Raw genomic sequence first — 17,082 nt, 5'->3', positions numbered from 1 at the left:
CCTTTGATCACTTACCAGCACAAAAAGTATCCACGCACATCGCAGAAATGAGGCTGATATCATGACGTCACAGCAGAAGGTTCAACAGCAGGTTCAACCGCCCCTATCGCAGATTTTGTCACGCAGAGATTGGGAGAACCCGCAGGTGACGCAGTATCACCGCCTTGAAGCACATCCTCCCTTTTACAGTTGGCGTGATAGCGACAGCGCAAAAAATGATACCCCTTCGCCACAACGGTGTTTACTCAACGGACAATGGTCATTCAGCTATTTTGACCAGCCAGAAAGAGTACCAGATGAGTGGGTTGAGCACGATTTATCGGGAGCGAGATTACTGCCAGTCCCCGCCAACTGGCAACGCCATGGTTACGACACCCCGATTTACACTAACGTCCAATACCCTATTCCGGTCAACCCGCCGCGAGTACCACAACAGAACCCGACCGGTTGTTATTCGCGTAATTTCGTTTTAGAGCCAGATTGGCTCTCATCAGGCCAAACACGCATTATTTTTGATGGTGTCAGTTCCGCATTTTATCTGTGGTGTAACGGAAAATGGGTGGGTTATTCCCAAGACAGTCGCCTGCCTGCTGAGTTCGATCTCACTCCTTACTTACAGGCAGGTGATAACCGTATCGCCGTTCTGGTTTTACGTTGGAGTGATGGCAGTTATCTGGAAGATCAGGATATGTGGCGCATGAGCGGTATTTTCCGTGATGTCAGTTTGCTTCACAAACCAGCGATCCATTTGCGGGATATCCATATCGCCACACATTTGTCCCTGGAGTTCAGCTCTGCCAATTTAGAGGTAATGGCAGCGATAAATATTCCTCCACTCAGCATCAACGATCCACAGATAACTGGGGCTTACCAAGTCCGCGTACAATTGTGGCTGGCAGATAAGTTAATTAGCAGTTTGCAGCAACCGCTAGGTACCCAAGCCATTGATGAACGTGGGCAATACACTGATCGCACCCATCTTAAGCTGCGGGTGGAATCCCCCTCTTTATGGAGTGCAGAACAACCCACGCTGTATCGCGCCGTGATTTCGCTGCTCACGCAGCAGCAAGAATTGATTGAGTCGGAAGCCTATGATGTCGGTTTTCGACAAGTTGCCATCCACCAGGGTCTGCTTAAGGTTAATGGTAAAGCGGTATTGATTCGGGGGGTGAACCGTCATGAGCATCATCCGCAAACCGGTCAGACCATAGATGAAGAGAGCATGCGGCAAGACATCATTCTGATGAAACAGCATAACTTTAATGCCGTGCGCTGCTCACACTATCCAAACCATCCATTGTGGTACCGCCTGTGTGATCGCTATGGTCTGTATGTTGTGGACGAAGCCAATATTGAAACACACGGTATGCAACCGATGGGGCGTCTCGCGGACGATCCTCAGTGGTTCTCTGCTTTCAGCGAACGGGTTACGCGCATGGTTCAGCGTGACCGTAATCACCCCTGTATCATTATTTGGTCTTTGGGCAACGAATCTGGCCATGGCGCAACCCATGATGCCCTCTATCGCTGGATTAAAACCAATGACCCGACACGTCCGGTACAATACGAAGGCGGCGGCGCAAATACGCTCGCGACCGATATTGTATGCCCAATGTATGCTCGCGTGGATGAGGACCAACCTTTCCCAGCGGTACCAAAGTGGGCAATCAAGAAATGGATTGGTTTGCCTGATGAATCTCGCCCATTGATTCTGTGTGAATACGCTCATGCAATGGGTAATAGCTTTGGTGGGTTTGCCCGTTACTGGCAGGCATTCCGCCAATATCCTCGGTTACAGGGTGGTTTTATTTGGGATTGGGTAGATCAAAGCCTTGTCCGCGATGATGAGAATGGTGAACCTTACTGGGCTTATGGTGGTGATTTTGGTGATAGCCCCAATGACCGTCAATTTTGTATGAACGGGTTAGTTTTCCCTGACCGCAGCCCTCATCCCAGCTTGTACGAAGCACAATGCGCGCAGCAGTTTTTCCAATTTTCATTACTGAGCACCACGCCACTGGTGATAAGTGTCACCAGTGAATATCTGTTCAGACACAGTGATAATGAACAGCTCTATTGGCGAATTGAATTAGACGGCGAATTGATACAGGAAGGTGACTTTTCTCTTGATTTATCTCCTGAGGCTACGCAGCACTACAGGCTGGCAGAGCAATTACCCCTGACAGATAAACCCGGCCATTTATGGTTAAACGTCGACGTCAGGCTGAGAACAGAAACACCTTGGGCAGCCAGTAACCATCGCAGCGCCTGGCATCAATGGCGTTTACCTCGGGCGCTATCTATACCCCGCCGCTCTGTGCCAAATAGCACTGAGCTAAATAGTACCGAGCCAAGCGAGCTTCAGCTCATTCAAGATGCGCACTCGATTATGGTGACTCACCAGCAACAGCGTTGGCAGTTCAATCGTCAGACTGGCTTGCTGGAACAATGGTGGGTGGGTGAATTACCGGTGTTACTTAGCCCGCTGCGTGATCAATTTGTTCGTGCGCCACTGGATAACGATATCGGTATTAGCGAAGCAACCCGTATCGACCCCAACGCCTGGGTTGAACGCTGGAAAAAGGCGGGAATGTATCAGTTGGAACAACGTTGTCTATCATTACACGCTGATAGCCTCTCCCACTCAATACAAATCTGTGCCGACTACAGCTATGAGTTTGCCAATGAAGTGCTATTGCATTCACATTGGTTATACCGTTTTGATCAGCAAGGCCGTATGACCATTGATGTTCAGGTTGAAGTGGCAACATCACTTCCCCCTCCGGCCAGAATCGGTATGTGCTGCCAACTATCAGATCTCGCTCCATATGTTGACTGGCAAGGGTTAGGGCCACATGAAAACTATCCTGACCGACAGCTTTCAGCACAATATGGTCAGTGGTCACAGCCGCTTGAGCAGATGCACACACCCTACATTTTCCCGAGTGAAAATGGCTTACGCTGTAATACCCACTCTATGCGTTACGGAAACTGGCAATTAACCGGTCGGTTCCATTTTGGTATCAGCCGTTACAGCACGCAGCAACTGATGACAACCAGCCACCAGCACTTACTAAAACCAGAGCAAGGTACCTGGTTGAATATCGATGGTTTTCATATGGGGGTCGGTGGTGACGACTCATGGAGCCCTAGTGTTCACGCTGATCACTTGCTGACGAATGAAAGCTATCACTATCAGGTCTGCTGGCACTATAAGGGTTAGGGTTAGGCTTAGCGCGGCGTACGGTGGCTATCTCGTCACCGTACGCCGCGGGTTATCCTGGTCCACAATTTCAGATTTATACCTATAGCGTAAGAAAAGTAATGTTCATACAATCAAAGTGTTCCAAACATCTCTTAGTCTTGATTGTAGCCCTGCAAGTAAGCCATACATGCACGACTCCTTTGCAAATTTGTGCGCCCACTCTGTTGGGCGCTTTTTTTTGTTTTCTACTTCACTGATGTTTTCTGACGCTTATTTTTGTCATCACTTAAGCACATTCTCGTCATGAATTATTTCCATTACCAGACTAAGATAGTCTCGTAGTCACTGGCATAGCATCGGACTTACCACTTTTAGGCGACAAGAGGAATATTATGACATCGTTAACGCACCTCCCGGCGAATATGGTCGCAATTGAAATCACTCAGTCTGGTGGACCAGAAGTCTTAGCGGCCGTACAGCGTCCAACACCGATGCCTGCTGCGGGCGAAATATTAGTTAAAGTTTCAGCCGCAGGTGTTAACCGCCCTGATGTGATGCAACGTCGTGGTCAGTATGCGCCGCCGCCGGGAGCCTCAGATATTCCTGGATTAGAAGTTGCCGGCGAAGTGGTCGCCATTGCGGCTGATGTTAGCCGTTTTAAGATCGGAGACAGAGTCTGTGGGCTGATAGCTGGTGGGGGTTATGCGCAATACTGTGTCATACATGAAACCAATGCCTTACCTATTCCCTCCCCCCTTACTGATATTGAAGCAGCGGCGTTACCTGAAACATTCTTTACCGTATGGACCAACCTATTCCAACGAGGCCATTTTAGCGCCGGTGAAACAGTCTTAATTCACGGCGGATCTTCGGGTATTGGGACCACCGCAATATTACTGAGCAAAGCATTTGGCGCACAGACAGTGATTGTCACTGTGGGTTCAGAGGAAAAACGTCAAGCGTGCCTGAAGTTAGGGGCAGATGTTGCTATTAACTACCACACCCAAGATTTTGTCACTGAAACTAAACGCGCTACTGCCGGCAAAGGGGCTGATGTTATTGTTGATTTAATTGCTGGAGAGTATGTCGGGCGCAATTATGAAGCTGCGGCCATGAATGGGCGTATTGTTCAAATTGGTACACAAAATGGTAATGCTAAAGATCTTAACCTGATGTTAATGTTGCTAAAATGCCTGACACACACCGGCTCCACATTGCGCTCTCGTAGCGTTGCAGAAAAAGCACTGATCGCCCAAGAACTGCAAAAGCAAGTCTGGCCTTTACTGGGTAAGGGCAATATGAAGCCGCAAATCTGCCAGACATTCCCACTGGAAGAAGCATCGAAAGCGCATGAGTTGATGGAAGGCAGTACACATATCGGGAAAATTGTTTTGACCGTTTAAAGCAATGCAAAACGATAAAAACCGCTATTATTTATACTCATCCGCAGAAATCGACACTCAAGGGTTGATTTCTGCGGATGAGTAAATAATATACATCACTATTATCCCTTATCAGCCTATAACAGTTTAGCTAACTAATTTATTGAACTGATATACTTTAGATTTGATCTTCTATGTTAATCTATAACAAACCATTATGGTTTAATTTTTATGAGTCATTAATCACAAGGTCATAATTATGGACATAATTAAAAAAATATTAATTGACGACATCGCAAGAATAAATCAAAAAGAAAAAAGAGATGGCCGGTTAAAATTTAACAGCGATTTTGTCTACAAACATCCCTACCTTTGCCTGGCAATGCTAGTGTCATATTTTTTCGTCTTAGTTTTGATGTACTTAACGCCATACTTTGGCACAGGCTACATGATTGCATTTACCGCTTTCTTTGTCCTGATGTCAGCCATCCTTATGATGGAAATCAAACCTGTATTTAAGTTTGAGGATATTGGCATTCTTGACTTACGCGTTTGCTACAACGGAGAGTGGTTCTTTAGTCGTGCGTTATCAACACAAGCAATTGATGAAATATTAAATAACAAGAATATCAGTGATGACTTTAAACTTCGCTTTAAGCATATTATTAATAATAAAGGCGAAATAGATTTTTATGATGTCTATGATTTGGCCTATTTACAAAAAAAGCCCTCACGGTTTAATGAACCAAACGTCACCTCCTCGTTAGCCAGTTCGTCAGTTATTGGGCAGTAAATACCCGTATTCAGAACACTTATGCCCCGTATGGGGCTTTAATCGTTATATCAAAGTAGCCTTTTTATCCAGCATACTTATTAGTTTTGTTAGGCAGATATCGTTAATACGCTAAAATGTTGCCTATAATAAGGTTAATGCTCCTAATAAAAAGAGGCTGATAGGTATGGATAAAATTGATGAACAACTGATTGCTATTTTAGCGGAAAATTCTCGTATATCTCTAAAAGATCTGTCACAACAAGTGGACCTCTCCTCTCCGAGTACATCCGAACGTCTGCGGCGTCTTGAAGAACGTAATATCATCCGCAGCTACACTCTAGACTTAGACCCGCGAGCTTTCGGTTATAACTTGCAAGCCATTGTCCGGGTCAAACCCTTGACGGGAATGCTGCATAGCGTTGCAAAGATGATCCAGGAGACACCAGAATGTGTTGAGTGTGACAAAGTAACCGGTGACGATTGCTTTATTAGCCGTCTATACCTTCAGTCATTGGAGCAATTAGATGCCATCACTGACCATTGGTCCGAACACGCCGAAATTCATACCTCAATCGTAAAATCATCCCCTATTATGCGGCGATTACCCCCATTAATGCAGCCAATCAGGGGCACAAAAATCTAAAATATATGCCTCCAGGCTCACTTTATTTATAATAAAGAGTTATGCTTCCTACCATTAGATAGATATCAAAAAAATGGATAGTTGATGAGCAGTGAAACCCTAAGTCAGGTGCCGGAGTCATTGATTCTAACACTCCCCAACAGCAGTTGGGATCAGAGTGAAACAGAAAGTGCCCGCGCTATTGAGGCTCTAGAACAAGGTAAAGTGCTATTTTTACCTCATCTGGCCTTTGCACTAAGTGAACAGGAGAAACAACTGCTCAACCCTGCATTAGTTGATGTTAAGCGTAAGAATATCAGCTACAAGCCAGTGGAAGGCACGTTAACGGGTGTCACTGATGAAAGCAAAATTGCCTTAACCCGTCAGTTACTTGAACGCTATTACCAACGTTGCTTAAATTTAATTAATCAACTATTGCCAGAGTATAAATCTGCCCTGCACAGCCCAACCAATAGTTTACGTTTACACCCGGTTACGGCCTGGCGTGATAACACATCATGGCGTAAAGACGATAGCCGCCTACATGTTGATGCATTCCCTTCACGCCCCAATTATGGCGAACGCATCATCCGTATCTTCACCAATATCAACCCTCAGGGTGAACCCCGGTCATGGCGTGTTGGCGAAAATTTCACCCAGTTGGCCAGCCGTTATTTACCGCAACTGGATGACTACTCCCCTATCAGTAGTTGGCTACAAAATAAAGTGGGTATCACTAAACGCCGTCGCAGCCATTACGACCATCTGATGCTTCAGTTACACGACAAAATGAAGTCCGATTTGGATTATCAGAAGAATGGCCTACAACAAGCGATTGATTTCCCATCGGGCAGCAGTTGGATCTGTTTTTCTGATCAAACCCCCCATGCCGCAATGGGAGGGCAATATATGTTAGAACAAACTTTCCTATTGCCGGTTACCGGTATGAAACACCCTGAGCAATCCCCGCTAAAGATACTGGAATCATTGACACAGAAAACACTAATATAATCTATACAGATATTCCACTAATCCGCCAACACGGCGGATTACTGATTAAAGATATCATTGCCAAGCTGCACCGGTTATATCGCGAGTAAATTAGCAAAAAAAAAATCATTGTTAAGCTTGATCCTCGATAAAAAATAAATATAATTTCTCACGTTATGTAAGCCAACTCCGCAATAGTTTTACTTGAGGTAAATAGATTAGCCTCATTGAGCACAATCCATATAGGGTATATTATTGCTCTGTTTGTGATTTTAGATAGCAGTTTTATTATATAGCTTATAATCATGGAATCTGATCAGATAGCGATTGGAGGTTAATATGGTTAAGGTCTATGACAGAAACAGAAACCAAATTATCCCGGGAAAACGTGTAATGGTCGCACAAACCGGTGAGATTGACATAGCAAAAGCTATCCATGCCGACGGGCTGCCCCCAGTACAGGCCGAACGGGAAAGAGTAGTTGAATTGCAGCAAACAGGTGAACGTTACGTGCCTTTCGATTTAGTCAGATTAGGCTAATAGTCGTGAGTACATATAATGAATAGATTTAGACATACGATTTTCTTGGCGAAAATTGAAAAGCTAATTTATTAGCAGTGGCACTAATACGCTGGGGCACCTATATTAAAAAGGTCGCCCCATCATTTTTATATAACCTTGCTATTTATATGATTATGGCATTTGATAACGCAACTATTTGACAACGCAACTATAGTAGCCATCAACTATAACAGCAGAGAGTGGAATCCTAGCCAACACTGATTATCATCAACTGCCAATAATATATCCGGCGGGTGTTAATGACCACCCGTCGGATCAGCGTTATTTAAATATGACAAGCCGGTTCAATCGCCTGAGCCACTTTCTTTTGGAAGGTCTCAAGCTGACAAAGTTTGTCCTCTCCGCTGTTTTCACAACCTTCAATCGCAACAGGAACCCTACCTGCCGGATTGTTTTTCAAATCTAGTTTCTCAGCATTTCGTAATTGCTCCATGGTTTGATAGAACATTTTCACCGCGACATAGCGTTGATGATTATCTGGGTTCTGCCATAGCTCAAAGACTAACCCTCCACCGGGCGGTGTATTATCGGGTTGCTGTGGTAGTTGCCAATTGGCACCCAACATTCCGCCAATATTGGCAATATTCGTATCATGCCCACCAAGGAAAAGAACTTTGGTTTGTGGTGATAACGGCAGTGTTTGTCCCTGAGCATCGCGCTGAAGGACGAGTGCGGTCTCGATCTGTTGCAATAATGGAGTGCCCTTATGACGAGCGATATAAGGTGTTTTGGCCATTAAATCAAATTGCGCATTATGCAACGATAATAACGAGATCCAATTTTCTTCTCCCGTTAACCGATGCCAGGCAACATCAGGCATCGCTTGTGAATTCTGTAGCAGGAAGATCTCACCCAAGGTTGATGATAGCGCCAATGGTCCACTGAGCGAGACTTTTGTCCCACTATTATTCACCGTGATTTCATTCGCTGCAAATTGGGCAAAATCACAGATTTTTCCTTGTTTTTGCAGTAACTTACAGTAAGGCGATGCTGCAAAGTTCAATACCTCGCCCATTTGGGCAAAGGGTTTAGCATAGCGCTGGCTTAGTTCACTTAATGGCGCGCCTAGTCGCTCCTCAACAGCCTGATGGGTTTGTGTCGAATCTAACTTACACACCCCCGCGTCGACAGGGTGAAACAGCGGATCCACTTTTTTCAAATCAGCCTGATAATGTACTTTCAGGCCGCACCCCGGTGCTATTCCATCAAGAAATGCCTGCCCGGTTAAACGCGTTCGTTGATCAACATCGGCCTGCGCATAGATAGCCGTGTCAGTTGGGCACCCTGGCGCGAGTAACCCTTTGCTACGGAAGTAATCGCCATAGAATCCGCCCATCAATGTTACTAATTGTGCACCTCGGGGGGTTAAGTATCCTGCGGCGACCGGCCATTGCGGCCACTTGTCGGGGGTTACATCATTCATTAACTGTGTTTGTTTGGTTGGCGAGCGGACACCATGGCGGCTCAAAATAACCACGCGCTCCAATGTGTAACCGGTAGGCGGGATAGCAACCGGTGCGGCACTAATCGCGCTGCTACTTAGCATCAAAACCAGTGCGGATAATCGCAGACTATCTACTGTTACTGTCATAATTTTATATCCTTATTAAAACTACGAATATTTTTGCCTCAACGAGTATGGTCGACGATCGACGCCCCCACAATGTGCGAAAGCAATAAACAGTAGGAGTGCTAATAAGTGCTATAGAGCAAAAAATTATGTCAATTGGCGCTAAACTTGATTCGCTTCTCAGTGTTAGAACCATAATTAGCCGATTATGTCATTAACGATATTTATATTGAAAGGAGGGAGGGTACAAATCCGCTTTATCATTCCGGCCATTGTCCGAAAAGCATTAAGCGCATAAAAGCATTTGGCACATTAGGATTGGAGAATATAGCCCGTAATCCGGCAGCTATACATACACATCATAAGGAGTCTGACATGCGGAAAACAGGCGATATCGACAGAGTCATGTCGGCCAGACAACTTCCAAACAAAGCCGTAGCACTGATTCTTGCAGGAGGCCGTGGCTCACGCCTTAAAGATCTTACGTCCGTTCGCGCGAAACCCGCAGTTCACTTTGGCGGAAAATACCGCATTATCGACTTCGCACTCTCTAACTGCCTCAATTCAGGTATTCGCCGAATCGGCGTAATAACGCAGTATCAGTCTCATACCTTGGTGCAACATATTCAGCATGGTTGGTCGTTTCTCAGTGAAGAGATGAACGAGTTTGTTGATTTGTTACCTGCACAACAGCGCCAAGGACAAGAGCACTGGTATACCGGCACCGCTGATGCCGTCTTCCAGAACCTGGATATTATCCGCCGTTATCGTTCTGAATATGTCGTGATCCTCGCCGGGGACCATATATATAAAATGGACTACTCCCGCATGCTGTTGGATCACGTGGAAAGCGGCGCTGCCTGCACCGTAGCCTGTATTGAAGTGCCCAAAGAGGAAGCGAGTGCCTTCGGTGTAATGGAAGTGTCTGAAGATCTACAAGTAAAAATGTTTTGGGAAAAACCGGAGGATCCGCCAACGTTACCCGGCAAACCCGAGCGCAGCCTGGCCAGTATGGGAATTTATGTCTTTAATGCTGAGTTCCTGTTCAATTTACTGGAAAGCGATCACGCCGATAAAGGCAGTAGCCATGATTTTGGCAAAGATATCTTGCCGAAAATTACTGAACAAGGTCATGTCTGGGCGCATCCGTTCTCACTGTCTTGTGTCTCAACATCACCCGATGCCCCTGATTATTGGCGTGATGTAGGAACATTGGATGCCTACTGGCAGGCTAACCTTGATCAAGCAGCTATCACACCCGAGCTGGATATGTATGACCCTCATTGGCCAATACGTACCTATGCCGAGCCCTTACCACCGGCGAAATTTGTTCAGGATCGTTCTGGCAGTCACGGGATGACCATGAATACCTTAGTTTCCGGCGGCTGCTTTATCTCCGGTTCAGTGGTGGTCAACTCAGTGCTATTTTCCCGAGTGCGGGTCAACTCCTTCTGCAATATTGATTCTTGCGTATTGCTACCCGACGTCAATGTGGGCCGCTCTTGTCGTCTACACCGTTGTGTAATCGATCGTGCGAGTACTATCCCCGAGGGGATGGTGATTGGCGAAAATGCAGATGAAGATGCCCGTCGTTTCTATCGTTCAGAGAGTGGCATTGTATTAGTCACCCGCGAGATGCTGGCAAAGCTGTAAGGACAGAGGTGGCCTGACATGGACAAGTGAGGAATAATTTATATAATCAGACCAAACAAATCAAAAGGTCTGATTATGTCGTTTACTGAATGGGTCATATTGGGTGTGGTTATTGGTTGTGCCGTTGGCGCGTTACTGAGGATTTTTGGTAAGAAGAAAGACCGCTAACCTTTTCAGTTGTCAGAATATACCCTAAATAATTCAAGTTGCAGGAAGACGGCAAGCGAGATACAAATCGGTCGGGAGCAGGTTTGAACGCTGCTTGCAGCGGCTTCGCACAGGCGAGGCCCAAGGATGGGCCGAGTAACGAGCGCAGCCAACACACATGCAGCTTGAAGTATGGCGGGTATTGATAGAGTAAGACGGCGCATTACTGTGCCGTCTTTTTTGTGATAACAATCTCATTATCGATCAGAAAGTGTAACGTAACCCTAAGCGGAAACGATATTGCTCGCTGTTGTATTCATTCCAACGATCCAACCATTGCAATTCAAAATAGGGCATCCAGTGAGTGTCAATTTTATAACTGAATTTATTGGTTATTTCCCAGTGAGAACTTTTGCCATTTTTACCGTGAAAATCATTGACGCGCACAAAGTAATGAGGTTCAAAAGTATATGACAACGCATCAGTCAGTTTGAAATTCCAATAAGTGGCAAACTCATGGGTGTCATTGTGAGCATAATGACCATTGAGATCTTTTGATTCATAGTTATTGTGGTTATAACGATAGCGCGCAGTCAAATTAAATACCGGTAAGAATTTGTAGTTAAAATCCATATAGGCGGAACCACCCGAACCTGAGCTATTGGAGTTCACTAAGCCGCCAGGGGAAATAGTGAATTTATCTGTCGGGCGAAATAATGGATACCAACCCTCCAGTTCGTTATAGCTATGTTTGAATTGATCCATTTTCCCTGTGTTATAAGCATTCGTTAACATCAAGCCGGAACCATTATCAAAGTTATACCCACCGCGCAGGATAACTTCATGCAGCTCAGAGGCCGTATTATATGCTGCCCGGGTTTCAACATAAGCTCGACCGGCAAAGGCACTGGCAGAGCAAACCAACGAGGTAATCAAGATAATTGAATTATATTTATTCATGACAAATCCCTATTGATAACAATAAATGAAGGTTTATTATTTTTCTTACATCATGAAAAATGACAAATAGTTATCATGGCTATTCCTCTGCCATAAATAACCGGTAGAGGAATAACACAATCAAAATAACAACATGCCAGTTTTTAACGTCACATTACTCTATATTTAATAGCATTTCTTATTACTACTAAAAAATAGAAATCACCCCGGCGTAGCCATTTTACGTAAATTCAATTCAGCAATAATTTTAACAAAGCGCTGCTCATTGAGCTTATAAAATAGCCCCATGGTTATGGCTGCAATCATTGCCAGAGTGCAAGGGTAAATAAAAATCAATTGGCGTAACCCCTCCAATACTGATGCCGATTGGGCAACATTGGGAATATAACCAATCTGAGTGAGCATGATACCGGGCAGAAATCCAGCCAGTGCGGCAGAAATTTTTCGCGAGAAGGTATAGCCGGTATACACCGACCCTTCTGCGCGAATACCTGTTTTCCATTCACCATAATCCACCGTATCGGAGACTAATGCCCAGTTCAGGCTGTTGACAAATGCAGTACCGAAAAAGGCCATACAGGAGAATGCAACAAAGCTGACCGAACTGGTGCCCCAGATATAATTCAGTACATCCCCCATGCCCCATAACATTAAGCCACTAAGGTAGACGGTTTTCTTGCCGAAATACTTCACCGCCGTGGGGACCAGCAATACGCCAATCAAAATACAGCCCATACTGAAAAAACCCATATAGGACAGTAAATGAATATCCTGCAATACGTACTGAGTGTAATAAACCTGAATCGCCAGTTTGATATTGAATGCTGCCAACGTGCACAGATTGGCAATACATAACACTAATAGCGGCGGGTTCTTAAAGATGGCGCAGAATGATTTAAAAATACCCGGTTTATGGTGTACCGATACCGGTTCCACATAGCGTTCTTTGACACCGGAATAACACCACCACATGCAGACCAGGCCGAACGTGACAAATATTAGCGCTGCAACCAGATAACCTATCTCAGGCGAGGACGTAAACAGCAGTTGAATTGGCATAAAAGCGACCGTGCACAGTAATAGCCCTACCGTCGCCCCACCCTGTCGCCAGGCTGCCAGGTGTGCGCGCTCATTTGGGTTTTTGGTCATTGCCGGGACCATCGCACCATAAGAGCAATTCATCAGACTGTAGAATAAACCGAATAACATAAACAGCACTGTTGCCAATACCGTTTTGATATTTAGACTAAAGCCAGTATTGAGAAAGTTCGCGACAGCCAACAACGCCACAGGTAATGAGGCATACAGAATAAATGGCCGGAACTTCCCTTTCACACCAATGTGACGGCGAGAATCTAATAGCACGCCGGTAAACATATCGGTAAAGGCGGTAAAGAACTTGGCAATCAAAAAAATCACGCCACCGTAAATAGCCGGGAGCCCCAGAATATCGGTATAAAACTTCAGTAAATAAAGTGTCCCGATGCACAGCATCAGGTTAGAACCAAAATCGCCCATCCCATAAGCTATTTTTTCCCGCAGCGGTAATCGAAGTGTTACCGGGTCCTGGTAAGTTGAATTCGGCATCTGACAGGTCCTTTTTATTTTTTAACCCGCTTACCTCCGGTTAAATCTCACTCGCACCGGATCCTGCCATAAGCGGGTTGTAGGGTTTTGGTGGTGTTAATTCATCTGATTAAACAGATCAAGGCTAGATTGCCGGACTGACATCGCGTTTGCGCTCTTCCAGCTCGCTGACAATCTTGATGTAATTTTTCTCGGTCAGATGGTAGAACAACCCCATAGTCAGTGCGGTAAGTATCGCCAACCCGCATGGGTACAAGAAGATAAGCTGCGTTAGCCCCTCCAGCGTTCTTTCTCCCTGTGCCACGTTAGGCACATAGCCGATATACGCCAGCATGACACCGGGGAAAAAACCTGCTAACCCTTGGGAAATCTTACGGAAGAAGGTGAAACCGGTGTATACCGTCCCCTCTGAACGCACGCCGGTTTTCCACTCACCATATTCCACCGTGTCAGAAACCAGCGCCCAGTTCAGGCTGTTCACAAAAGCGGTGCCGAAGAAAGCCAGGCAAGAGAACAGAACAAATAAAGTCGAGGTGCTGCCCCACATGTAGTTCATGGCATCCCCCAGAATCCACAAGCTCAGTCCCCCCAGATAGACGTTTTTCTTACCAAAGCGTTTCACCACCGTCGGTACCAGCAGCACCCCCAGCAAGATGCATCCCATACTGAAGAAGCCCATGTATGACAGTAACGTGACATCGTTGAGTACGTATTGGGTGTAATAGATCTGAATCGCCAGTTTGATATTGAAACCAGCCAAGGTGCACAGATTAGCAATACAGAGTACAAACAACGGCTTATTGCCAGTAATGGCTTTGAATGATTGCAACAGACCAGGTTTGGCTGCTCCCGGTTTTGGCAGTTCGACATAACGTTCTTTGACGCCGGAATAACACCACCACATGCACAGCATGCCGACAAAAGCGAAGATGGATGCAGCCACCAGATAACCGGTCTGCGCCTGCCCTTCAAATAGCGACAAAATGGGCACAAAACCGACGGTACACAATAGTAGTCCGACGGTTGCCCCCCCCTGACGCCATGCGGCAAGCTGAGCTCGCTCTTGTGGGTTTTTGGTCATGGCGGGAACCATTGCACCGTATGAGCAGTTCATCATGCTAAAGAACAGGCCAAAGCTCATAAAGATCAACGTAGCCGTGATGGTTTTACCGGTAATACTAAATGAGGTACCAATAAAGTTAGCCACCACCAGCAAGGCCACCGGCATCGATGCATAGAGGATAAAGGGGCGGAACTTACCCTTTGGCCCGATATTGCGGCGGTTATCCAGCATGACACCGGTACCAATATCGGTGAATGCAGTAAAGAAACGCGAGATTAGAAAGATTAATCCTCCCCAGGCGGCGGGGATTTCCAACACATCCGTATAAAACTTAAGCAAGTACAATGTACCCACACACAACAGTAAGTTTGAACCCACATCGCCAATCCCGTAGGAGAATTTCTCGCGCAGCGGCAGTGTCAATTTTACTGGATCTTGATGTATTTCACTCATGTCACTCTCCTGAGAGGCCCGCCACCCGCGGGCCTCTGCCTGTGTTATAACGCCCGTAATGATGCAAACAATTCAGCCCATTCACTGCTCGCCCGGTAGAACACCGGCGGCTGTCCCATTGGTGCCGCGACAGTTACATCAGCCCCGCCACAGTGTGATTCATCGGTCCACAGATTGATCCAGTTGTCTGATGGCAAATAGAGTGTCCAATCGGTGCGCCCCTCTTCATATACCGGTGCAACTAACAGATCACGGCCAAACAGATACTGGTATTTCAGGCCATAGGTGTGAGCATCATTCTCGTAATGCAGGAACAGTGGGCGCATTACCGGCAAGCCAGATTGTGAGTTAAGCGCCACGGCTTGTTTGATATACGGCTTCAGCGTGGTAAAGACTTGGGTCATCCGGGCAAACTGACGGATAGTCTCGACATCGCTATCAAACTGCCAGTTATCATCCGGGCGGTTACCTTCATGAGTACGCATCAGGGGGGTAAAGGCGCAGAATTCACACCAGCGCATCAACAACTCTTTACTGCGTTTCATCTCAAATAACGTGGTGTAACCACCAATATCGCTGTGATGCAAACCATGACCGGTCATTGCCAGTGATAACGCCGCAGGTATAACAGATGCCAACCCATCATCCAGACTCCAATCCACGTTCTGGTCCCCAGCCCACATCATCACCGAGTATTTTTGGCTACCGGTATAACCGGCCCGCATAAAGAACAATATTTCGCCTAATTTGCCGGTTTCGGCCAGGGCGTCGTAGTTACATTTGGCCCACAGCGCGGGCCAGGCGTTATGCATGATTTCAGCATCGACACCATTGTCCATCACGGTGTCGGTCGGCAAGTATTCGCCAAAGTCGGCCATCCAGCCATCAAGGCCAAACGCGATCAGATTCTTTTTAATCACTTCCTTATACCAGTCGTAGGCCGCCGGTTTGGTCAGATCAACCACCCCGGCATAGAATTCACCAAACTCCACCTGGTAGTCATTGCCGCTGTAGTCTTTGGTCAAATAGCCCTTCTCTGCCGCTTCGGCATACAGCTCTTTTTCAATCGCCACATAGGGATTGATATAGCCGAGGAAGCGCACACCTTCTTTCTTCCATTGCACAATACGTTTATCCAGCTCAGGATAGAGGTCGCTGTCCCAGCGCCAGTTCCACATCAGGCGTTTACCAAAAGATGTTATGCGACGGCCCTCCCAGTCCTGCGCCCAAATACCGCTGACTTTCACCCCATGCTCACGCATCATCTCCAGCTTTTGCTGGCACACCTCGGTCCCGCCCTGAATCCCCAGAATCACGCCGTCATATACCCAATCCGGTAACTCAGGCTGGCGGCCCAATAATGCGGTCAATTGCTCCAACAGACCGATATAGCTGTCAGCACACTCAAACCGTAGCACCGCTACGTCTTGCCAAATCGCCAGTTCGTGATAGTCAGGGGCTGAAAAATCGAAATTCATATAGCAACTGTTATCAACGTGACAGTAGTATTTTTGGCTGCTAACAAAAGTGGGCTGCGGGAAGAAGGTCCAGTAATAGTCACCGCCCGCGTTCTCTTTACAGTCGGCCTGCCAGGTAACATAACTTTGCTTGTTGCGCCCCACCCCCTGCTCGCTGGTCCACAGTGGGAACGGCTTGCCACGGAGATCGAAATAGGAGAACTGTTCACCACCGCCGTAGATATGGTCCTCCGGTTGCGCGGCGAGCCGTAGCCACATTCGGTTATTCTCTTTATCACCATTGCGCAGGGACATCTCCAACCGCCCGGCCGCGTCGTAGGTAATATGTAATGTGGCTTGGGCTACCTCTCCCCGGCTAAATTGAATCTCCCACCCCTGCTGTTGTGGGGTGATAACCGCATCGGTCAATGCCAGTTTTTCACTCAAGCAATCTTTGATACTGAAATTGCCACGGAACATATCAATGTCCGCTTTACCCCGACCAATCCACAGGCACGGTGTTTGTGCGCTGTGTTGCAGTAACAAACGTTGTTGGAATGAAAGAGTGAAACCGCCATCGTGCTCAACCAATACCACTCCCGGCAGGTTGCCCGCTTGATAAGTCATAATAAAAAT

At 46.5% G+C, this 17,082-nt stretch carries 12 protein-coding genes; 7 read left to right on the top strand and 5 right to left on the bottom strand.

The window, feature by feature from the left end:
- Positions 1-61 precede the first annotated feature (61 nt).
- The 6 genes from Q2T71_RS07635 to ydfZ all read left to right on the top strand — a co-directional run bounded on the left by Q2T71_RS07635 (position 62) and on the right by ydfZ (position 7,514).
- Positions 62-3,223, top strand: a complete 3,162-nt coding sequence (locus Q2T71_RS07635; RefSeq protein ID WP_372558653.1) for a beta-galactosidase — start codon at positions 62-64, stop codon at positions 3,221-3,223.
- A 374-nt stretch (positions 3,224-3,597) separates the two neighbouring features.
- Positions 3,598-4,608, top strand: coding sequence for an NAD(P)H-quinone oxidoreductase (locus Q2T71_RS07630; RefSeq protein ID WP_372558652.1), 1,011 nt, complete (start codon positions 3,598-3,600; stop codon positions 4,606-4,608).
- A 238-nt stretch (positions 4,609-4,846) separates the two neighbouring features.
- Positions 4,847-5,380, top strand: coding sequence for a YlaC family protein (locus Q2T71_RS07625; protein ID WP_083159184.1), 534 nt, complete (start codon positions 4,847-4,849; stop codon positions 5,378-5,380).
- Between the two features lie 166 nt (positions 5,381-5,546).
- On the top strand, positions 5,547-6,005 hold the full coding sequence (locus Q2T71_RS07620) for an Lrp/AsnC family transcriptional regulator (protein ID WP_083159185.1): 459 nt from the start codon (positions 5,547-5,549) through the stop codon (positions 6,003-6,005).
- 84 nt (positions 6,006-6,089) lie between these two features.
- The gene (locus Q2T71_RS07615) at positions 6,090-6,995 is read left to right on the top strand and encodes a Kdo hydroxylase family protein (RefSeq protein WP_372558651.1); all 906 of its coding nucleotides are present in this window, start codon (positions 6,090-6,092) and stop codon (positions 6,993-6,995) included.
- Between the two features lie 318 nt (positions 6,996-7,313).
- Complete coding sequence (ydfZ, locus tag Q2T71_RS07610) at positions 7,314-7,514, top strand: putative selenium delivery protein YdfZ (RefSeq protein WP_372558650.1); 201 nt, start codon at positions 7,314-7,316, stop codon at positions 7,512-7,514.
- A 307-nt stretch (positions 7,515-7,821) separates the two neighbouring features.
- Here the strand turns inward: ydfZ and Q2T71_RS07605 are convergent, their stop codons facing one another.
- Positions 7,822-9,147 carry an AppA family phytase/histidine-type acid phosphatase gene (locus tag Q2T71_RS07605; RefSeq protein ID WP_372558649.1) on the bottom strand — a complete coding sequence of 442 codons (1,326 nt, stop codon included), beginning with the start codon at positions 9,145-9,147 and terminating at the stop codon, positions 7,822-7,824.
- Between the two features lie 354 nt (positions 9,148-9,501).
- On the opposite strand from Q2T71_RS07605, the gene glgC reads away from it, so the two are divergent.
- Positions 9,502-10,779 (top strand): glucose-1-phosphate adenylyltransferase, encoded by a 1,278-nt coding sequence (gene glgC / locus Q2T71_RS07600; RefSeq protein ID WP_083159188.1) that lies wholly within the window; start codon positions 9,502-9,504, stop codon positions 10,777-10,779.
- A gap of 411 nt (positions 10,780-11,190) precedes the next feature.
- On the opposite strand, the gene ompL is transcribed toward glgC, so the two are convergent.
- From ompL to Q2T71_RS07580, 4 genes are all read right to left on the bottom strand, one after another.
- Entirely contained in the window at positions 11,191-11,886 is a 696-nt protein-coding gene (gene ompL, locus Q2T71_RS07595) for a porin OmpL (protein WP_372558648.1), read from the bottom strand.
- Positions 11,887-12,087: 201 nt separating this feature from the next.
- Positions 12,088-13,473: an MFS transporter gene (locus Q2T71_RS07590; RefSeq protein ID WP_372558647.1), complete on the bottom strand. Its 1,386-nt coding sequence runs from the start codon at positions 13,471-13,473 to the stop codon at positions 12,088-12,090.
- A gap of 124 nt (positions 13,474-13,597) precedes the next feature.
- Positions 13,598-14,989: an MFS transporter gene (locus Q2T71_RS07585; RefSeq protein ID WP_372558646.1), complete on the bottom strand. Its 1,392-nt coding sequence runs from the start codon at positions 14,987-14,989 to the stop codon at positions 13,598-13,600.
- A gap of 44 nt (positions 14,990-15,033) precedes the next feature.
- Entirely contained in the window at positions 15,034-17,073 is a 2,040-nt protein-coding gene (locus tag Q2T71_RS07580; protein ID WP_372558645.1) for an alpha-glucosidase, read from the bottom strand.
- Between the last annotated feature and the right edge of the window lie 9 nt (positions 17,074-17,082).

It is taken from the genome of Yersinia sp. 1652 StPb PI (genome assembly GCF_041538345.1).
Classification (GTDB): Bacteria; Pseudomonadota; Gammaproteobacteria; order Enterobacterales; family Enterobacteriaceae; genus Yersinia; species Yersinia enterocolitica_E.
This window is presented reverse-complemented; position numbering and strand designations above follow the sequence as displayed.